The sequence below is a fragment of the Maribacter zhoushanensis genome (genome assembly GCF_029350975.1).
Lineage (GTDB): Bacteria > Bacteroidota > Bacteroidia > Flavobacteriales > Flavobacteriaceae > Maribacter > Maribacter zhoushanensis.
The window spans coordinates 52,170-73,123 of record NZ_JARKMR010000007.1 but is presented as its reverse complement, the minus strand read 5'-3'; the positions used below and the strand labels follow the sequence as shown (position 1 = coordinate 73,123).

Sequence of the window (20,954 nt, the reverse complement as noted above, 5' to 3'; positions counted from 1 at the left end):
TTCTTTCATAATTGCTACTAATTTAAAACATGATGGTCAATAATATCTTGAAAAGTAAACTGTAAGTTTTTGGGTAAGGTATTGGTCTTTGGCAAAACAGCCAAATATCTATCTTCATTGGTGGTATACACCCTTTTTATAATAGGATTAAAATTGCCAACACGTTCTAATATTTCTTTTATAAAATCTTCATGATGCGTTAAGTTGTTACTTCCTAAGTGATAAATACCAGTTTTGTTTCTATTTATAAGATAATGAATTTGTTGGGTTAATTTATCGTCATTGGTGACATTTAATATCAAATTAGGAAATACTTCTACAGGTTCATTTTCTATTATAGCCTTTTTCATATCCTTGACCCTGGGAGAGCCGTTGCCAAATACCATGGGTACTCTTAGTATAGCCATTTTGTTTTTTGGTAGCCTAAGCAACATATTTTCAATCTTGATTTTGAGTCTGCCATAAACACTTTCAGATAAAGTCTTGTCCATCTCGTAAGATGGATATTTGCTATACGCATCAAAAACATTTGCTGAAGAAATGAAGTATATCTTACAATCTTCTTTTAGAATATATTCTGATATATGATTATGTGCAATGACTAGGGCTGCAAAATTTCCCCTTAAAGCAGAAACAATTACTTGTGGCTTAACTTCTTCTAAAACTTCAACGATATCATCTTCTTCAAGGTTATAATGTACAAATTGCTTATTTGCTGAAAACGTATTTGCAGCATGGCAATAGGTGCCATAGGTATCAAAATAATTACAAAGCTCTTTGTAAATAGCATTACCTATGAATCCGCTTCCGCCAAGAATCAATATTTTTTTAGAGTCTAATTTCAAAAAATAGAAAGTTCTGTTTCTGTAGTTAATTTTTCTAGGGCAAGCATTCCTAATTTAGAATTTCCTTTTGGGTTGAGTCCTGGAGACCAAGTAGCTACACAGAATTTATTTGGTAATAATGCAACGATACCGCCACCGACACCACTTTTGCCCGGTAAGCCAACTTCAAAGGCAAATTCCCCAGCTTCATCGTAAAATCCGCAAGTAAGCATTATAGCATTAATACGTTTCACTTGAGTTACGGTTAAGAATATATTGTTTCTTCTACATTTTCCATGATTCATGAACATAAAAAATGTGTTGGTTAACTGTGCACAACTCATGCTAAGTGAACATTGATGAAAATAAAAATCTAAAACTACATCTACGTCATTTTTTAGATTTCCATAGGATTTTAAAAGATTTGCAGCTGCAAAATTCCGGAACCCTGTTCGTTTTTCAGAATTTGCTACGTCTACATCATAACGAATAGAATCGTCGTTTGCAATATCTTGAACGAATGCTAAAAACTCTTCCTTAGGATTTTCTAATTGAGATACTAAAATATCGGCAATTACAATGGCACCCGGATTTATCAAAGGATTCCTAGGAATTCCATTTTCTAATTCCAAAAGCGATAAATGATTAAAAGGGTCTCCAGATGGCTCGACATCTACACGTGTCCAAATCTTTTCCCCAATTAACCCTAAGGCCATTGAAAGACTTAGAACTTTAGATATACTCTGTATAGAAAACCTTTCATCTGAATTGCCTGCAGAATAGTTTTGTTGTTTGTTATCTATAAGATGAATGCCAAAATTATTTACATCAACCTTTGCTAATTCTGGAATGTAATCTGCAATCTTACCTTTATTCTTTTCTTTGCTGGCAGCTTCATTTATAGTGGTAAGAATACTTTGAAAATCTATCATTTACTTTTTGTAAAAGGGTAATTTAACTATAGTTGCAGGTACAGCTTTCTTTCTAATTTGAATGTTTATTTTGCTACCTATTTCCGTAAATATAGGAGGAACATAACCAAGTCCAATTCCAGTTCCCATAGAAGGTGACATGGTACCTGAGGTGACTACACCAATTGTTTTTCCGCTAGTATCAACAATATCGTAACCATGTCTTGGTATGCCACGTTCATCCAATATAAACGCTACCAATTTACGTTCGGGTCCATGTTGTTTTTCTTTTGCCAAAGCTTCAGAATTCACAAAGTCTTTGGTGAATTTTGTCACCCATCCTAGGCCAGCTTCAAAAGGAGAGGTGTTGTCATCAATATCATTTCCGTAAAGGCAGTATCCCATTTCTAGACGTAAGGTGTCTCTTGCGGCTAATCCTATAGGTTTTATACCAAAATCGGCTCCTGCTTCAAAAACTTTATCCCAAATTTGTTTGACCTCTTCATTTTTGCAATAAATTTCAAATCCACCAGAACCTGTATATCCAGTAGCAGAAATAATAACATTTTCAATACCTGCAAAATCAGATACTTCAAAGTGATAAAACTTGATATCAGCTAAGTTTACAGAAGTTAATGATTGCATTGCCTCAACCGCCTTTGGACCTTGTATTGCTAAAAGCGAATATCCTTCAGAAATATCTCGCATATCTGCTTTTAAATCTGAGTTATAAGATGAAATATGGTTCCAATCTTTTTCAATATTAGAGGCGTTTACTACCAATAAATATTGCTCGTCTTTAATTTTATATATGATTAAATCATCTACGATACCGCCCGTTTCATTAGGTAAACAGCTATACTGTGCTCTACCAATAGTTAATTTTGAGGCATCGTTAGAAGATACTTTTTGAATTAAGGCTAATGCATTTGGTCCTGAAATTAAGAACTCACCCATATGCGATACATCAAAAACCCCAACAGCATTACGTACTGTTTCATGTTCGGCATTTACACCTTCGTAAGAAACAGGCATATTGTAACCAGCAAATGGCACCATTTTGGCACCAAGAGATTCGTGTGTTGTGGTAAGTGCAGTATTTTTCATCTTAATCTATTTATTAGCAATACAAATTTATCGAAAATAAATAGAAGCAAATGTGGCTAATCCCTGAATTGGGAAAATATTATTCTTTAATTAAGTTCTAAGATTTTAAAAGAAAATTTTTGAGTCCGTCGTAAGTTGAAATCTTAATAGATTTTTTAGTTTTTCCCATCACTCTCTGAATCTGAGAAGGAATTTCTAGTTTTTCATCAAGTGTTTCTTCAACGATATCCAAGAATTTTACCGGGTGCGCAGTTTCTAAGAAAATACCATAGGTGTTAGGGTGTTGTTCTTGATACTTTTTTAACCCCAAGTAACCTACAGCACCATGAGGATCAGCAATGTATCCATTGATATTGTAAATTTCTTTTAAGGCATCTTTTGTTTGATTGTCATTAAAAGGATATGAAGAAAGATTCTTTTTTAAATCTTCGAAATTATCTTGAAATAAATGCCTAATTCTTATAAAGTTACTTGGATCGCCAACATCCATGGCATTAGAAATAGTGGCTGTTGATGGTTTAGGGGTATACTCATTTGTAAGCATAAACTGCGGTACGGTATCATTCACGTTTGTGGAAGCTATAAAATGCTTTACAGGCATACCTAGGCGTTGAGCAACTAAGCCTGCACAAATATTACCAAAGTTTCCTGACGGTACAGAGAACACGATTTCTTTACCTTTTGATTTTGTTTGCTTATAGGCAAAAAGGAAATAGAATAATTGTGGCAACCAACGGGCAACATTAATAGAGTTGGCCGAAGTCAGCTTCATATTGTCAAGAAGTTCTTTGTCTAAAAAAGCATTCTTAACCATAGCTTGGCAATCATCAAAAGTACCATCTACTTCTAAAGCGGTAATATTTTTGCCTAAAGTGGTTAATTGTCTTTCTTGAATATCGCTAACTTTTCCACTAGGATAAAGTATAACCACTTTAACACCCTCAACACCTAAGAATCCGTTTGCTACAGCGCCACCCGTATCGCCAGAAGTAGCAACAAGTACGGTCACTTCATTTTTTGTAGACCTAGAAAAATAGCCTAAACATTGTGCCATAAAACGAGCGCCAACATCTTTGAAAGCCATGGTAGGTCCGTGAAATAATTCTAATGTGGCAATATTGGGGGTAATTTTAACTACTGGAAAATCAAAATCCAATACTTCTTTTAATATGTCTTTTAAAACATCATCAGGAACAATGTCCTCTACAAATTGTTGAATTGCCTTAAACGCGATTTCTTCGTTAGAAAAGGTTTCGATATTCTCAAAAAAAGAACTTGGTAACGGATTGATATTTTCTGGAAAATACAAACCTTTATCAGGTGCAATACCGTTAACTACGGCAGTGTCAAAAGAAACCTCTGGAGCTGTATTGTTTAAACTATAAAATTTCAAATTGAATATTTTTAAATGTTATCAATGTACCAGTGCTCAACTTATAAAAGTTTAACGCCTTCCATATTAATTTTAGATACGTGTATTTCGTAAGCTATACCAATTTTATCGTAAACTGTTTTCATTGCATTACCTACATTGATAGCAGTTTCTTCCCCTTTGCTAAATGAAAAGATTGATGGTCCGGATCCAGAGATGCCAGAACCTAAAGCACCAGCTTCTAAAGAGACTTTTTTGACTTCGTCAAAACCAGGTATTAAGATAGAACGTATTGGCTCTACTATATGATCTTCTAAAGACCTGCCTATTAGTTCATAATCTTCTTTGAACAAACCTGCAACCAGACCACCAACATTTCCCCATTGTTTAATACCGGTTTCCATAGAAATAGTTGTCTTTAGAATCTTTCTAGAATCCGATGTTTTTATTTCTATCTGCGGATGGATTATTGTTATGTATAATTCTGACGGAGCAGGAATATCAATAATATCCAAAGGACTATAGCTGCGTACCAATGTAAAGCCACCGAATAGGGCAGGGGCAACATTATCTGCGTGAGCAACATCACTAGCTAAGCGTTCGCCTTCCATAGCAAATTTTACAAGTTCAGTTTTGCTGAACGGATTGTTCAATAAATGATTCATTGCCCAAACAGCACCGGCAGAACTAGCAGCACTGCTGCCAATACCACTACCAGGTTTTATTCTTTTATCAATTTCAATTTCAAACCCGCCATCGTAATCAGATGCCAATAAAAATGCATTACCAGCAACACCGGCTACATTGTTTAGGGTCTCTTTAGGTAGGTCTTGCCCTGTAAGTTTGGTTATTTTTATTCCCTTTTGAGGTACTTTTCTAACTACCATTTCATCACCGACAGCATCTAAGGCAACGCCTAGAACATCAAATCCGCATGAAACGTTTGCAACTGTTGCAGGGCAAAAAACTTTAATTTCATTTTGGCTCATAATAAATACTTTATGTTATGAAATTTAGAAATTACCAATTCGTATAATATCCGCAAAAATACCAGAAGCCGTTACGGCAGCACCAGCACCAGCACCTTTAATGATCATAGGCTGATTAGGGTATCTTTCCGTATAAAATAGTACAATATTATCACTGCCTTCTAGGTTGTAAAAGTCATGACCCTTAGGTATTTCTTGTAGACCTACGCTTGCTTTGCCATTATCAAACTGGGCTACATATTTCAACTTGCTATCTGAATTTTTTGCACTAGTAAATAAAGACTGAAAATGAGCTTCATTTTGTATTAAAGAAGCAAAGAATTCATCATTGTTTGCTGTGTTTAAACTTTCTTCAGGTAAAAACGAATTATTGGTAATATCACTAATTTCCAATTGATTTCCACTCTCACGAGCCAAAATCAAAATTTTACGCATTACATCAACACCACTTAAATCAATTTTTGGATCAGGTTCCGTATATCCTTCTTCCTGAGCTTGTTTTACCACATCATGGAAGGTAGTTTTGTTATTGAAATTGTTGAAAACAAAATTTAAACTACCGGATAACACCGCCTGAATTTTCAAAATTTTATCACCAGATGCTATTAAGTGTTTTAAAGTATCTATAATAGGTAGACCGGCACCAACATTAGTTTCAAACAAGAAAGGGGCATTATATGTTCTGGCTAAAGATTTCAAATGAGAATAATTCTCAAATGTAGATGAACAAGCAATTTTATTACAAGTTACAACAGAGATACTATTGCCTAAATACTCGCTATAGGTTTTAGAAACCTCTTCACTGGCCGTATTATCAACAAATATGCTATTTCTGTAATTTAGGCTATTCACCAACTTTAAAAACTTAACCTTATCTGCTTTTTCACCTGATGCAAGTTTTGAAGACCAATCATTTAAATCAATACCTTTTTCATCAAAAAGCATTGTCCTAGAATTAGACATTCCTATAACTCTAATGTTTAATTTTAAATTCTCTTTCAAGAATTTACGTTGTTCTTTAATTTGCTCTAAAAACTTTGCACCAACATTACCAACACCCATTACAAAAAGGTTCAGTTGCTTAATGTTTTCTTCAAAAAACTCTTCGTGCAATGCGTTCAGAGCTTTTTTGACATCCTTCTCATTAATAATACATGAAATATTTCTCTCAGATGCACCTTGGGCAATCACTCGTATATTAACATTGTTTTTACCAAGCGTACTAAACATTTTACCACTCAAACCTTGGTGACTTTTCATATTATCACCCACTAAGGCTACAATAGCTAAATCTTTTTCAGGTATTACTTTTTTTATTCGTCCTCTTTCAATCTCATATTCAAAAGCTTCATTTACAATATTTATAGCCTTTTCAACATCATCGGCAGAAATACCTACACATATAGAGTGCTCAGACGATGCTTGCGTAATTAACACCACACTAATATCTGCTTGAGAAAGTACTTCGAAAAAGCGTTTTGAAATTCCGGGTATACCTACCATACCTGGTCCTTCTAAAGAAAGTAGTGCAATATTACCAATATGGCTTATTCCACGAACGGTCTTTCCTTTTTCATTTTTAGATTTAGTAATTAGTGTTCCTGCTTCATCAGGACTAAAGGTGTTCTTAATAACTATAGATATACCTTTAGATAATACAGGCTGAATAGTTGGTGGGTAAAGCACTTTAGCGCCAAAATGAGAAAGCTCCATAGCTTCTTCATAAGAAATATGCGGAATAGCTTTTGCCTGTTTTACCATTTTTGGGTTGGCGGTATACATACCACTGACATCTGTCCAAATTTCTAATACATCTGCATCTATAGCAGCTGCGTAAATGGCTGCAGTATAATCAGAACCGCCTCTACCTAGGGTTGTAGATATTCCATCTTCAGAAGTAGCTATAAAACCTGGGCAAACCGTTACTTTTTTATCTGAAGCTTTAAAGTGTTCAATGCAGTTAGCGTTGGTTTTTACAAAATTAACTACATTTTTACCGTTGAGCTTGTGCGTAACAATAAGCTCTCTGCTATCTTTAAACTCAGTGTCTAGTTTTTCACTAATAAGGTATTCGCTAATGATATAGGAGGAAAGAAGTTCGCCGTAGCTAACTATTTTATCTGATAATTTAGGAGTGATTTCTCCAATAAAAAAAGCACCTTCTAATAATGTTTCCAGTACATTGAATTCACTTTTTACTTTGCTTAATACCTTGCTTTGTGCTGTAACCGGAATAAGCTCTTTTATGGTAGATAAGTGTCTTTCTTCTAATGTACTTAGAATATTTTTATAAGATTCATCTTGAACAGAAGCTAAGGATCCAGCTTCTAGTAAAAGATCGGTTACACCTCCTAAAGCTGAAACAACCAGTATTATTGGGTCGTTATACTTAGAGATAATATTTTTAATTTTAATTATATTTTCAGGCTTGGCTACAGATGAGCCACCAAATTTTAGAACTTTCATGATATGAAATATTGACTTTGTAATTTAAAAAACGGTGTAATTAAACACGGGTACGGAGATATATAGTATTTAACCCCTAAGGGTGAAACATGCCGTAGTTGTACCATAAGTAATAGTAGCTGAAGTGAAATCGAATGTTATGTCTGTTTTATAGCAGTCCATAAATACTAATGGTTGAAAATCAAAAGTAGTACATTTGATAACTTAAACAAATCATTCCACAATTTTTTACGGAATAGTTATTTTTTAGATATAAATACAAGAAAGAATGAAATTATATAGTGCAAAACAGATTTATAAAGCAGATCAGATTTCCATTAAAAAAGAAGAGATAGAAAGTAATGAGCTAATGGAACGTGCGGCTTTACAACTCTTTAATTGGATGCATTTACGCATGCAAGGAGCTCCTGTTAAAATACATTTATTCTGTGGTATTGGTAATAATGGGGGAGATGGCATTGCTCTAGCAAGGCATCTTGTTGATCATGGATATAATTTAGAAGTATATGTTATCAATTATAGCGAAAAGCGATCTAAAGATTTTCTAATAAATTTAGACAGATTAAAGGATCGTAAGGTTTGGCCTCATTTTATGAATTGTGATGATGAGCTACCGGTAATAGGAAGAGAAGATGTTATAGTAGATGGTATTTTTGGAATTGGATTGAATAGAACACCAGATGCCTGGGTTAAAAAAGTAATTCAACATTTAAATAGTTCTGAAGCATTTATTCTTTCTGTTGATATTCCGTCAGGATTGTTTACCGATGAAGGTCCTGAGGATTTCGAATCTATAATCAAGTCAAATTATGTCTTAAGTTTTCAAACTCCCAAGTTGGTATTCTTTCTTCCTGAAACAGGCAAGTTTATAGATCAATGGGAAGTGTTGGATATAGGACTAGACCCGGAATATTTAAGAGATACAGAAACCAATTATGAATTAATAGGTAAAAATGAAGTTCTTACCTTGTATAGACCGCGTGAAAAATATGGACACAAAGGTACTTACGGGCATTCATTGATAATTGGCGGTAGTTATGGTAAAATGGGTTCGGTATGTCTTTCGTCTAAAGCAGCACTTTATTCAGGTAGTGGTCTTGTAACATCTTATGTGCCTAAAATAGGATATAATATTTTGCAAACTTCTTTGCCAGAAGTTATGGTTTTAACAGATGCCGATGAAAATGAACTTACCGATATAAAGTTTGATATAAAGCCATCAGTTATTGGAGTAGGGGTTGGTATTGGTACTAGTGAGGATACGGTAATTGCTTTATCTAGTTTCTTAAAAAGTAATAAGTTGCCATTAGTAATAGATGCTGATGCTCTTAATATTCTTTCTCAGAATAAAGAGTTGTTAAAAGAATTACCAGAAGATTCCATTTTAACTCCGCATCCAAAAGAGTTAGAGCGGTTAATTGGAAATTGGAAAGATGACTTTGAAAAATTAGATAAGGTCAAGAAATTTTCTAAAAAATATAAGTGTATAGTTGTTGTTAAAGGAGCGCATACTATTGTTGTGAAGAATGATAAGGGTTATGTAAATACAACTGGAAACCCTGGTATGGCTACCGCAGGAAGTGGTGATGTCTTAACAGGTGTAATTACGGGGCTAAGAGCTCAGGGTTATCCTGCCTTAGATGCGGCAATATTTGGGGTCTACTTGCATGGCAGAGCTGGTGATATTGCTGTAGAATCTACAGGATTTCAATCTTTAACAGCATCTCACCTCATTGATAATATGGCTGGAGCATATTTAGATTTATTTAAAATGCCTGAACAACCTGTAGTTGAAGAGGAGAATCAACAAAATTGATTTGGTTTAAGAATTAACTCTTCTTTTTACCCATTTTAAAGCATTATCAAATTCTATAAAAAACTTCATAGGTTTTTTATAAAACAGTTTTTCAATCTTAAAGTTATGCATGTCTATCTCTTTTACAGAGACAATTGCAAAAGCTTTAAGGTTGTCTAATTGCTTAAGATAGTTGTATATGGTCGGGTCAATGGCAAAAGAATTTTTGCGTAAACTTATAAAGCCAAAGTTTCTGTCCCTAAAATGAATTTCAGATATACCAATAATTTGATATGCTCTCTCTAAAGTTAATGTAGCTCCCTCGTCAAAGATTGATACCATGTAATTATCATAAACTTGAATTTTTCCGGTTTCTAATTCGTACTCCCGCACGATTACCTTTTTCTTGGTAGATCCTAACTTCATTCTTATATTATTATATAGTGTGTCTGAAGCGAAAGTATAATGAACTACATTTTCTAGGTAAATTTTTAGTTTAAACGCTAAAATATCGTTCATACTGCGTATGCCTACTGTTCAGTGTATTTGTATTCTTACAATTGAAATTGAATTATACGAAAAAGGAGCCCTACAAAGGGCTCCTTTTTTATATAGTAGTAAAGTGAGAATACCTATGTTTTAGGTGATTCTTCCTCTGCTTTTTCAATTTTAATGGTTAATTCTTCACTTTTCTTATCAAGATCGATATAAATAATATCTCCTTCTTTAAGCTTAGAATTCACTATTTCCTCTGCAAGTGCATCTTCAATATATTTTTGAATAGCTCTTTTAAGCGGTCTAGCTCCATACTGTTTGTCAAAGCCTTTCTCTGCGATATAATCTTTAGCTTCGTCCGTAAGGTTCAAGTGGTAACCAATATCTTTGATTCTCTTGAACAACTTCGCTAACTCAATATCAATAATCTTATGAATATCTTCTCTTTCTAGAGCGTTAAAAACGATTACATCATCAATTCTATTTAAGAATTCAGGAGCAAAGGCTTTTTTCAAAGCATTTTCAATAACACCTTTTTGGTGTGCATCTTCTTGTGACTTTTTGGCAGAGGTACCAAAACCAACACCTTGTCCAAAATCTTTTAATTGTCTAGCGCCAATATTAGAAGTCATTATAATAATGGTATTTCTAAAATCAATTTTACGACCAAGACTATCTGTTAGGAAACCATCATCTAAAACTTGCAAAAGCATGTTGAATACATCTGGATGCGCTTTTTCAACTTCATCTAAAAGAATTACAGAGTAAGGTTTTCTTCTAACTTTTTCAGTCAATTGACCGCCTTCCTCGTAACCTACGTATCCTGGAGGTGCACCAACTAATCTAGAAATGGCAAACTTCTCCATATACTCACTCATATCTATACGAATAAGTGCGTCTTCAGAATCAAAAAGTTCTTTTGCCAAAACTTTTGCCAACTGTGTTTTACCAACACCTGTTTGACCTAAGAATATAAACGAGCCAATTGGCTTGTTAGGATCTTTAAGTCCGGCTCTGTTACGTTGTATAGCTTTAGAAACCTTTGCAACCGCATCATCTTGACCAATAACGTTAGATTTAATAAGCTCTGGTAATCCTGCTAATTTATTGCTCTCTGTTTGTGCAATTCTATTAACGGGAATTCCGCTCATCATAGAAACTACATCTGCAACATTGTCTTCGCTAACAGTTTCTTTGTTAAGCTTACTATCATCTTCCCAGCGCTCTTGAGCTATGGAAAGTTCCTTTTCTAGACTTTTCTCGTCATCACGTAACTTTGCAGCTTCTTCATATTTCTGCTTTTTGACAACGCTGTTCTTAAGTTCGCGAACATCTTCCAATTTCTTTTCTAATTCAAGAATTTGTTTTGGAACATCCATATTTACAATATGTACACGAGAACCAGCTTCATCTAAAGCATCAATAGCTTTGTCCGGTAAAAAACGATCTGTCATGTATCTATTTGTCAACTTAACACAAGCTTCAATAGCTTCGTCAGTATAAGTTACATTATGGTGATCTTCGTACTTACCTTTTATGTTATGAAGAATTTCAATTGTCTCATCAACAGAAGTTGGTTCAACAATAACTTTTTGAAAACGTCTTTCTAGTGCACCGTCCTTTTCAATATACTGTCTGTATTCATCAAGGGTAGTGGCACCTATACATTGAATTTCACCTCTAGCCAATGCTGGTTTAAACATATTGGAAGCATCTAAACTTCCGGTAGCTCCACCTGCACCAACAATAGTATGAATTTCATCAATGAACAAAATGACGTCATCATTCTTTTCAAGTTCGTTCATAACCGCTTTCATTCGCTCTTCAAACTGTCCACGGTATTTTGTACCGGCAACCAAAGAAGCAAGATCAAGGGTAACAACTCTTTTGTTATAAAGAATTCTAGAAACTTTTTTGTCGATTATTCTTAGGGCAAGTCCTTCTGCAATGGCACTTTTACCAACACCTGGCTCACCTATAAGCAATGGGTTGTTCTTTTTTCTTCTACTAAGAATTTGAGAAACCCTTTCTATTTCTTTTTCTCTACCAACAACAGGGTCTAGTTTATTCTCCTCGGCCATTTGGGTAAGGTCCCTACCAAAATTGTCTAATACCGGGGTTTTAGATTTTTTGGAGCCTTTTTGACTAGAAGAAGCGCCAAAAGTACTTTCTTTACCTTCGTTCGTTTCTTCAGAGTCACTAGGAAAAGATTCGGCCGTTGGGCCATCTACCATATCGTCGTCACTTGTTATCATAAACTTAAATTGTTCCTTAACTCCGTCATAGTCCACTTTTAATTTATGTAAAAGTTTCGTAGTAGGGTCATTTTCATTTCTAAGAATACAAAGTAAAAGGTGCGCTGTATTAATAGAAGAACTTTGAAAAAGTTTAGCTTCTAGAAATGTAGTTTTCAATGCACGTTCTGCCTGCCTTGTTAAGTGTAAATTCTTTTTATCTTTTTGTACGCCACTGGCGTTAGGGTTAGAGGGACTAAGTATTTCTACTTTTCTACGTAGGTGTTCAAGATCAACTTCTAAAGCATCTAAAATGCTTATAGCCTTCCCGTTTCCATCTCTAAGAAGCCCTAGCATGAGGTGCTCGGTACCGATAAAATCGTGACCAAGTCGCAATGCTTCCTCCTTGCTATAAGCAATTACATCCTTAACTCTTGGGGAAAAATTATCATCCATATACTATATTATCTACTATAAAATTACTAAATATGATTCAATCAATGGCAAATACCGTACCTATAATCGTTAAAGTTATTGTAAAACCCATTAAATGCAGCTTTAATAGTGTCTAAATCCTGATATAAAGTAAAAATTAACATAACTATGCCAAGTGTTAATAAAAAATAATATTATTAAATCCACTTATTCTTAAAACGCTCAGGATTTAAGTATATTGGCATGCTTTTTTACTAATTAAAAAACAGAAGATTTTAAAATGGCTGACGGTGAAAAATTGATTCCCATTAATATTGAAGAGGAAATGAAATCTGCCTACATTGATTACTCAATGTCGGTCATTGTGTCACGAGCCCTGCCAGATGTCAGGGATGGATTAAAACCCGTACACAGAAGAGTTCTTTTCGGAATGCATGAATTAGGAGTTAGAAGTAATAGCTCACATAAAAAATCTGCACGTATTGTTGGTGAAGTTTTAGGTAAGTACCACCCGCATGGTGATACTTCGGTATATGATGCCATGGTTCGTATGGCTCAGGAATGGAGTTTGCGTTACATGTTGGTAGATGGTCAAGGTAACTTTGGTTCTGTTGATGGTGATAGCCCTGCGGCAATGCGTTATACGGAAGCCCGTATGCGTAAGATTGCAGACGATATGCTTATTGACATAGAAAAGGAGACCGTAGATTATCAATTAAATTTTGATGACTCTTTAAAAGAACCAACGGTACTGCCAACAAGGGTTCCAAGTTTGTTGGTGAACGGTGCATCTGGTATTGCTGTAGGTATGGCTACCAATATGCCACCACACAATTTGTCTGAAGTTATAGACGGTACGGTTGCATATATTGATAATAACGATATTGAGATAGATGAGCTTATAACACATATTAAAGCGCCAGATTTTCCTACTGGAGGAACTATTTATGGCTATGATGGTGTAAAAGAGGCTTTTCATACAGGTAGAGGACGTGTAAAAATGCGTGCAAAAGCAACTTTTGAAGAAGTTCAAGGTCGTGAATGTATCGTTGTTACTGAAATTCCTTACCAGGTCAATAAGGCGGACATGATCAAGAAAACTGCCGATCTTGTTAATGATAAGAAGCTAGAAGGTATAGCTAATATTAGAGATGAATCTGACCGTAACGGTATGCGTATCGTTTACATCTTAAAGAGAGATGCTATTCCTAATATTGTTTTGAATATGCTGTTTAAGTATACGGCATTGCAAACATCTTTTAGCGTTAACAACATTGCTTTGGTTAATGGAAGACCACAGTTGTTAAATGTCAAGGAAATGATTCATTATTTCGTTGAGCATAGACATGAAGTTGTGGTTAGACGTACGCAGTTCGAATTAAAGAAAGCTGAAGATCGTGCTCATATCTTAGAAGGGTTAATTATTGCATCAGATAATATTGATGAGGTAATTGCTATCATAAGAGCTTCTAAAAATGCTGATGAAGCAAGAACAAACTTAATTGAACGTTTCAAGTTAAGTGAAATTCAAGCGAAGGCAATTGTAGAAATGAGACTTCGTCAACTAACTGGTCTAGAGCAAGATAAGTTAAGAACGGAGTATGATGAAATTATGCTTCTTATTGCAGATTTAAAAGATATTCTTGATAAGAAAGAGCGTAGAATGTCTATCATCAAAGATGAACTTCTTGAAATTAAAGACAAGTACGGAGATGAAAGAAGGTCTGTAATTAATGTTGCAGGTGGTGATCTTAGTATGGAAGATATGATTCCAGATGAGCAAGTGGTAATTACCATTTCTCATGCAGGTTATATTAAGAGAACTCCGTTAACGGAATACAAGACACAAAATAGAGGAGGGGTTGGTCAAAAAGCATCTTCTACAAGAAATGAAGATTTCTTAGAACATTTGTTTGTAGGTACCAATCACCAATATATGTTATTCTTTACCCAGAAGGGTAAATGTTTCTGGATGCGTGTATTTGAAATTCCGGAAGGAAGTAGAACATCAAAAGGACGTGCAATTCAGAACCTTATAAATATTGAGCAAGATGATAGTGTAAAAGCATTCATTTGTACTCAAGATTTAAAGGATGAAGAATATATAAATGCCCATTATGTTATAATGGCTACAAAGAAAGGTGTTGTTAAGAAGACATCTTTAGAACAATATTCAAGACCACGTCAAAATGGTATTAATGCCATTACCGTGCGTGACGGTGATGAATTGTTAGAAGCTAAATTAACTACAGGTTCAAGTGAGATTTTCTTAGGACTTAAATCTGGTAAAGCAATTCGTTTTGAAGAAAGTAAGACAAGACCAATGGGTAGAAATGCTTCTGGGGTTCGTGGTATTACTTTGGCAAATGATGAAGATGAGGTAATCGGTATGGTTTCTGTTCATAATTTTGAAGATGAGATATTAGTTGTTTCTGAAAAAGGTTATGGTAAGCGATCTAGTATTGATGATTATAGAGTTACCAACAGAGGAGGAAAAGGGGTTAAGACTATTAGTGTGACCGATAAAACGGGTGGACTGGTAGCTATTAAAAACGTTACCGATTCTGATGACTTAATGATAATCAATAAATCTGGAATTGCTATTCGTATGAGCGTAGAGGATTTACGTGTAATGGGTAGAGCAACACAAGGTGTTAGATTGATAAATATTAAAGGTAACGATTCTATTGCTGCAGTTGCAAAGGTTATGAAAGATGAAGATGATCTTGAAGAATCTGAAATACTTGATATTGAGGTAAATGCAGAAGATGGCACGGAGATTGATAATTCTGATTCCAAAGAAAGTACAGACACCGATAATTCTGAAACTGAAGAGTAACATTATTTAAAAGTAAACACTAATAATTAATATATTAAAAATGAAGAATAGATTATTACTTGTAGCGGCACTGACATTTACAATGGTCGGTTTTGCTCAGAAGAATGAAATAAAAGCTGCTGAAAAGGCATTGAAAGCTGGTGATTCAGCTACTGCACAAACAGCTTTAGAAGCTGCTTCAGGTACCATTGCCGCTGCAGATGAAAAGACGCAGGCGCAATATTATTTTACAAGAGGTAAGATATACAATGACTTGGCTAAGAAAGGAAATAATGATGCGTTTGAAAAAGCGGCATCTTCTTTTAAGAAAGTTGTAGAAATAGAAGAGGCTTCAGGTAAGCAAAAATATACTTCTGAAACTAACCAGTACATGGCTGCATTAACTGCAGATCTTGTAAACTCTGCTGTTAGCGATAACGGTAACAACAAGTTTAAAGAAGCTGCTGAGAAATTGTACATGAGCTACACGCTTAGTCCAAAAGATACTTCATACTTATACTATGCTGCAGGTAGTGCTGTAAATGGTGGACATTATGAAATGGCTTTAGACTATTATAACAAGCTTCAAGAAGTTGGTTATGACGGTGGTGGTATGATTTATAAGGCAACCAATGCTGCTTCAGGTGAAGTAGAGGAAATGGATAAGGTTCAACGTGACCTTATGGTAAAATCAGGTACTTATTCTAATCCTGTAGATGAGAAGACTCCATCTAAAAAAGCTGAGATCGTTAAAAATACTGCATTGATCTACACACAATTAGGTCAAGATGAGAAAGCTTTAGAGGCTTATCAAGAGGCAAGAAAGAATGATCCAGAAGATGTAAATCTTATTTTGAACGAAGCAAACTTATATTTCAATCAAGGAAATAAGGATAAGTTTAAAGAATTAATGGCTCAAGCAATTGCATTGGCTCCTGATAATCCAGATTTACACTACAACGTTGGTGTTATAAGCATGGAACAAGGGAATTATGAGGATGCTCGTGTATCCTATAAAAAAGCAATTGAGCTTAATCCTGAGTATACCAATGCTTATTTAAATCTTTCTACTACGTATGTAAACGAAGGTAACAAGCTAATTGATGAAATGAATTCTTTAGGAAACTCAAGAGCTGATATTGCAAGATATGATGAGTTAAAAGAAAAGAAAGATGGTTTGTTCAAGCAAGGTGCAGATGTATTGGAAGATGCGTTGAAGAACAATCCTGAAAATGAAAATATAATGACTCAGCTTAAGAATATTTACGGAGCAATGGGTGATACTGAAAACTTCACGAAGATGAAGAAGATGTTAGGAGAGTAATTATAAACTCACCAATAAAATTAAAAGGCCCTAAATAAGGCCTTTTTTTATACTATCTTTTTAATAACCCGTAATTGGTGGGTGTATGTTCTTAGGTCGTTGTTGAATATGCCTGTGTGATCTAATCGGTCAATTCTTACTTTTCCGTTCACATGAATAACATAATTGTTTTCCATAATAATGCCTACATGGTCAATTTCTCCATGTACATTATCAAAAAAAGCTAAATCTCCAGCTTCACTTTCTTCAACAAAACTTAACGCAGTACCCTGTGTAGATTGGCTTTGTGCAGTTCTTAAAAGTTGGTATCCATTTATCTTGTATACCATTTGTGAAAAACCTGCACTATCAATTCCAAAAGGAGATTTACCTCCTTTTAATTCAGGGGAATTCAAATAAAGCAAGGCCGTTTTGATTAGGTTATCTTTTGAATTAATTTCGCCGTTAAAATTACCATCAAAATTAAAAGGTAATGATGGGGTATCTGGTATGCAAGAACCTATTAAAATTGGTGTTAATATTTTATTGGAATCTTCAACAAAAGATACTAATTCGGTAACATGCTTTGGTTTTTTATTTGCTTGAATGGCGTTAAATTCTTCTTCCTGAATAAAAACCAGTTGGCTGTTCATTATCCAACCTTCGCATTTATCAATAATAGTCTTTATTCTAGACCAATTCTTCCTGCATTCCAATACCTTGTAATGTTCACCAAACAAAAGTTGTGTGATCAGTTCAGATACCTCGTCTGGATTATTTTTTACAGGAACAACGCTTAATTGACAAATACCGTATTGCATATGACTAATTTATGTGCTTAGGCTTTTTCAATAATAATTGCCGAAGCACCGCCACCACCATTGCATATTGCGGCAGCACCTAGTTTAGCATTATTTTGTTCCAAAACGTTTAACAGTGTAATTAGAATTCTTGCGCCAGAACATCCTAAAGGGTGTCCTAAAGAGACAGCGCCACCGTTTACATTGACATTATTATCATTTAAACCTAATAATTTCATGTTGGCAAGACCAACCACAGAGAAAGCTTCGTTAAATTCAAAGAAGTCTATTTCTTCTAGTTTTAGATTAGATTTTGCCAAAGCTTTTGGTAGAGCCTTAGCAGGAGCTGTAGTAAACCACTCAGGCTCATGAGCTGCATCTGCATAACTTTTAATAATAGCTAGTGGTTCTAAATTTAGTTCTACTGCTTTTTCTTTACTCATTAAAATTAATGCCGCGGCACCATCATTAATAGTAGAAGCATTGGCAGCGGTAACCGTTCCGTCTTTAGAAAATGCAGGTCTTAAATTCGGTATTTTCTCAATAAAAACATTACTAAATTCCTCATCTTTAGTAACCATTTTGGGTTCGCCGCGTCTCTGTGGTACGGCTACTGGTATAACTTCATTATCAAATTTTCCGTTTTCCCAGGCATCTGCCGATCTTTTGTATGATTGTATGGCATAAGCATCTTGGTCCTCTCTGCTAAATTCATATTCTGTAGCACATGCATCTGCACAAACCCCCATTGCATTTTCATCATACGCATCTACAAGACCGTCTTTTTGCATACCGTCAATTAAAGAGGTAGGTCCAAATTTTGTGCCGGTTCTCATGTGAACATAATGCGGTATTAGGCTCATGTTTTCCATTCCACCTGCAACGATGATGTCTGCATCTCCTAAAGCAATTGCCTGCGCACCTTGCATTACTGATTTCATACCAGAGGCACAAACTTTATTGATAGTTGTGCAGGGTACGGTATTTGGTATACCGGCAAATATAGCAGCTTGTCTGGCAGGTGCTTGACCTGTACCGGCTTGCACTACATTTCCCATTATTACTTCATCTACTAATGTAGGAGATAAGTTGATTTTTTTTAATGCGCCTTCAATAGCAATTGCCCCTAATTTTGGAGCAGGAACTGTTGATAATCCACCCATGAAACTACCTATTGGAGTTCTTACGGCTGATACGATAACGACTTCTTTCATGTTTTGCATATTTAGTTACACGAAATTACTAAATTCTATAGCAACCCAAGGGATATCGATTCAATTACCGGTTATCAGTTTATTATTTTCTATTTTTGGAGAACCTAATACAATTTTCTTTTGGATAATTTTTACAAGCAGCAATCACTCATTTACAAGTATATACTCTACTTTGTAGCGGTTGCATTTATTGTGTTTTTCTTACCTAAGGGAGGGAAGTTTAAATATGAATTTCAAAAAGGGAAGCCTTGGCAATTTGAAAACCTGTACGCTCCCTTTGATTTCTCCATTCAAAAAACTGAAGCAGAAATAGAAAAGGAAAAACAAGTAATTGAAAATAATCAATTACCGTATTATAGGTATGATCAGGCTGAGGTTAGTGGTGTTTTAAATGAATTTGAGCAAAAGTTTGAAGATAAATGGGGTGGTAGCGTACTTGGTGAGAATCAAAAATCGCGCTTAAAATACTTTTCGAAAATTGTGTTAGATTCTGTTTACGCCAAGGGTATTTTGCAGAATAATGGCAAGCAGGTTCAGCGTAGTTTTATTTTTTTAGTGAAGGATAATGAAGCTAGAAAAGTTAGGGTTTCAGATTTCTATAGGGTAAATGAAATTAATAGTTTGGTTGGTAAAGTACTTGCTGAAAATAATTTATCTGCATTTGAGAAAGAAATACAGGCTTTGTTTTTCGATATTATTGCACCTAATGTGAGTTTTGATAATAGCCTTACCCAAAAAGCTAGGGCAGAAGCATTGTCGAAATTATCATATACAAGAGGAACTGTAGATCAAGGACGATTAATAATTGCCAAAGGAGAGGTCGTAGAGGCAGAAAATCTTAAAATATTAGAGTCGTTAAAGTCTGAGTATGAATCTGAGCTATGGACTGCGAATAACTATTATTATATACTTATAGGGTATACCGTATTAGTTGCTCTAGTGCTTGTTATGCTTTTCTTGTTTTTAAAAAAATATAGAAGAACGGTATATGATAATAATGTAAAGGTCACCTTTATATTTTTCAATATTCTTTTAATGGTATTTATAACTACCATGGTTATAAAGTATAATGACCAATTGGTATTTGTAGTGCCTTTATGCATACTACCTTTAATTTTAAAAACATTTTTTGATGCAAGGTTAGGGTTGTTCGTACATGTGCTTACAATACTGATTTTAGGTTTTGTGGTGCCCAATAGCTTTGAGTATATATTTCTACAGATTATTACTGGTATCGTTACAATATTGACTGTATCTGAACTGTATAAAAGAGCAAATCTTTTTGTCAGTGTTGGTCAAATAACATTGATTTATATTATAGGTTATTTAGCTTTTCATACCATTCATGAAGGTGATTTGAGCGATATTGAATGGTTTACTTTGGGGCTTTTTCTATTAAATGGTATGATTACCCTCTTTGTACAACCATTAATATATATCTATGAAAAAGTTTTTGGATTAGTGTCAGATGTTTCCTTGTTAGAGCTTTCGGATACCAATTCTAAGCTTTTGAAGGAATTATCTAATAGGGCTCCGGGAACTTTTCATCATTCGTTACAGGTTGCCAATTTAGCTGAAGCCGCTGCTAATGAAATTGGAGCAAATGCAATGTTGGTTAGGGTAGGGGCGCTATACCATGATATCGGTAAAATGAACGATCCTACATATTTTACGGAGAACCAAGTTACCAATGTTAATCCGCACGATGAGCTAAGTCCTAAAGACAGTGCGCGTATTATTATAGATCATGTGATTAAAGGTATTGAGATAGCAAGAAAAAACAATATACCTGATCGTGTAATTGATTTTATACGTTCTCACCATGGTACTACTTTGGTCTATTATTTTTATAAGAAACAGAAAGAATTAGAAGAAAATGTAAATGAAGAGGATTTTAGATATCCTGGTCCATTGCCATTTTCTAGAGAGACAGCAATATTAATGATGGCAGATTCAGTGGAAGCGGCATCAAAAAGTTTAAAGAACCCTACTTTTTTGATTATTGATGAGTTTGTTGATAAAATAATCTCGGGTCAAATGAAAGCAAATCAATTTTTGAATGCAGACATTACGTTCAAGGAAATTGAAACAATCAAGAAAATATTCAAACAAAAGCTGATAAATATTTATCATTTGCGAGTGGAATATCCTGAGTAACAGGGATGTATTTTTTTATTGAAAAAAAACATTA

The 20,954-nt window shown here is 34.7% G+C and carries 14 protein-coding genes; 4 read left to right on the top strand and 10 right to left on the bottom strand.

From position 1 onward, the window contains the following. Positions 1–17 precede the first annotated feature (17 nt). The 6 genes from PXD56_RS16710 to thrA all read right to left on the bottom strand — a co-directional run bounded on the left by PXD56_RS16710 (position 18) and on the right by thrA (position 7,669). Positions 18–845 carry a sugar nucleotide-binding protein gene (locus PXD56_RS16710; protein ID WP_276494475.1) on the bottom strand — a complete coding sequence of 276 codons (828 nt, stop codon included), beginning with the start codon at positions 843–845 and terminating at the stop codon, positions 18–20. After that, positions 842–1,756 (bottom strand): glutaminase, encoded by a 915-nt coding sequence (locus tag PXD56_RS16705; RefSeq protein WP_276494474.1) that lies wholly within the window; start codon positions 1,754–1,756, stop codon positions 842–844. Before PXD56_RS16705 ends, PXD56_RS16710 begins: the two co-directional genes overlap by 4 nt. Then, positions 1,757–2,842 carry a glycine cleavage system aminomethyltransferase GcvT gene (gene gcvT / locus PXD56_RS16700; protein WP_276494473.1) on the bottom strand — a complete coding sequence of 362 codons (1,086 nt, stop codon included), beginning with the start codon at positions 2,840–2,842 and terminating at the stop codon, positions 1,757–1,759. It lies immediately after the preceding gene. Positions 2,843–2,939: 97 nt separating this feature from the next. Beyond that, a complete protein-coding gene (gene thrC / locus PXD56_RS16695) occupies positions 2,940–4,235 on the bottom strand; it encodes a threonine synthase (protein WP_276494472.1) in 1,296 nt (431 codons plus the stop codon). 41 nt (positions 4,236–4,276) lie between these two features. Beyond that, positions 4,277–5,203 (bottom strand): homoserine kinase, encoded by a 927-nt coding sequence (locus PXD56_RS16690; RefSeq protein WP_276494471.1) that lies wholly within the window; start codon positions 5,201–5,203, stop codon positions 4,277–4,279. 24 nt (positions 5,204–5,227) lie between these two features. Continuing rightward, on the bottom strand, positions 5,228–7,669 hold the full coding sequence (thrA, locus tag PXD56_RS16685; RefSeq protein WP_276494470.1) for a bifunctional aspartate kinase/homoserine dehydrogenase I: 2,442 nt from the start codon (positions 7,667–7,669) through the stop codon (positions 5,228–5,230). A 268-nt stretch (positions 7,670–7,937) separates the two neighbouring features. Here thrA and PXD56_RS16680 point away from each other — a divergent pair, with 268 nt between their 5' ends. Further along, the gene (locus PXD56_RS16680; protein WP_276494469.1) at positions 7,938–9,485 is read left to right on the top strand and encodes an NAD(P)H-hydrate dehydratase; all 1,548 of its coding nucleotides are present in this window, start codon (positions 7,938–7,940) and stop codon (positions 9,483–9,485) included. Positions 9,486–9,491: 6 nt separating this feature from the next. Here the strand turns inward: PXD56_RS16680 and PXD56_RS16675 are convergent, their stop codons facing one another. Both PXD56_RS16675 and PXD56_RS16670 read right to left on the bottom strand, forming a co-directional pair. After that, entirely contained in the window at positions 9,492–9,890 is a 399-nt protein-coding gene (locus tag PXD56_RS16675; protein ID WP_036155664.1) for a hypothetical protein, read from the bottom strand. Between the two features lie 206 nt (positions 9,891–10,096). Further along, positions 10,097–12,649, bottom strand: coding sequence for an ATP-dependent Clp protease ATP-binding subunit (locus PXD56_RS16670; RefSeq protein ID WP_276494468.1), 2,553 nt, complete (start codon positions 12,647–12,649; stop codon positions 10,097–10,099). Positions 12,650–12,908: 259 nt separating this feature from the next. On the opposite strand from PXD56_RS16670, the gene gyrA reads away from it, so the two are divergent. Together gyrA and PXD56_RS16660 are read left to right on the top strand one after the other, a co-directional pair. Further along, entirely contained in the window at positions 12,909–15,467 is a 2,559-nt protein-coding gene (gyrA, locus tag PXD56_RS16665) for a DNA gyrase subunit A (RefSeq protein WP_276494467.1), read from the top strand. A 40-nt stretch (positions 15,468–15,507) separates the two neighbouring features. After that, positions 15,508–16,770 carry a tetratricopeptide repeat protein gene (locus PXD56_RS16660; protein ID WP_276494466.1) on the top strand — a complete coding sequence of 421 codons (1,263 nt, stop codon included), beginning with the start codon at positions 15,508–15,510 and terminating at the stop codon, positions 16,768–16,770. A 47-nt stretch (positions 16,771–16,817) separates the two neighbouring features. Here the strand turns inward: PXD56_RS16660 and PXD56_RS16655 are convergent, their stop codons facing one another. After that, the gene (locus PXD56_RS16655; RefSeq protein ID WP_276494465.1) at positions 16,818–17,570 is read right to left on the bottom strand and encodes a C40 family peptidase; all 753 of its coding nucleotides are present in this window, start codon (positions 17,568–17,570) and stop codon (positions 16,818–16,820) included. A 17-nt stretch (positions 17,571–17,587) separates the two neighbouring features. Further along, positions 17,588–18,763, bottom strand: coding sequence for an acetyl-CoA C-acyltransferase (locus PXD56_RS16650; RefSeq protein ID WP_276494464.1), 1,176 nt, complete (start codon positions 18,761–18,763; stop codon positions 17,588–17,590). Between the two features lie 120 nt (positions 18,764–18,883). Here PXD56_RS16650 and PXD56_RS16645 point away from each other — a divergent pair, with 120 nt between their 5' ends. Then, positions 18,884–20,920: an HD family phosphohydrolase gene (locus tag PXD56_RS16645; protein ID WP_276494463.1), complete on the top strand. Its 2,037-nt coding sequence runs from the start codon at positions 18,884–18,886 to the stop codon at positions 20,918–20,920. Positions 20,921–20,954: the final 34 nt, after the last annotated feature.

Bases quoted from the DNA above. Each gene is read 5' to 3' on its own strand.
- PXD56_RS16655 (WP_276494465.1), bottom strand. From the start codon at position 17,570: ATGCAATACGGTATTTGTCAATTAAGCGTTGTTCCTGTAAAAAATAAT.
- PXD56_RS16670 (WP_276494468.1), bottom strand. From the start codon at position 12,649: ATGGATGATAATTTTTCCCCAAGAGTTAAGGATGTAATTGCTTATAGC.
- gcvT (WP_276494473.1), bottom strand. From the start codon at position 2,842: ATGAAAAATACTGCACTTACCACAACACACGAATCTCTTGGTGCCAAA.
- PXD56_RS16690 (WP_276494471.1), bottom strand. From the start codon at position 5,203: ATGAGCCAAAATGAAATTAAAGTTTTTTGCCCTGCAACAGTTGCAAAC.
- PXD56_RS16675 (WP_036155664.1), bottom strand. From the start codon at position 9,890: ATGAAGTTAGGATCTACCAAGAAAAAGGTAATCGTGCGGGAGTACGAA.
- PXD56_RS16680 (WP_276494469.1), top strand. From the start codon at position 7,938: ATGAAATTATATAGTGCAAAACAGATTTATAAAGCAGATCAGATTTCC.
- PXD56_RS16705 (WP_276494474.1), bottom strand. From the start codon at position 1,756: ATGATAGATTTTCAAAGTATTCTTACCACTATAAATGAAGCTGCCAGC.
- thrA (WP_276494470.1), bottom strand. From the start codon at position 7,669: ATGAAAGTTCTAAAATTTGGTGGCTCATCTGTAGCCAAGCCTGAAAAT.
- gyrA (WP_276494467.1), top strand. From the start codon at position 12,909: ATGGCTGACGGTGAAAAATTGATTCCCATTAATATTGAAGAGGAAATG.
- PXD56_RS16650 (WP_276494464.1), bottom strand. From the start codon at position 18,763: ATGAAAGAAGTCGTTATCGTATCAGCCGTAAGAACTCCAATAGGTAGT.
- PXD56_RS16660 (WP_276494466.1), top strand. From the start codon at position 15,508: ATGAAGAATAGATTATTACTTGTAGCGGCACTGACATTTACAATGGTC.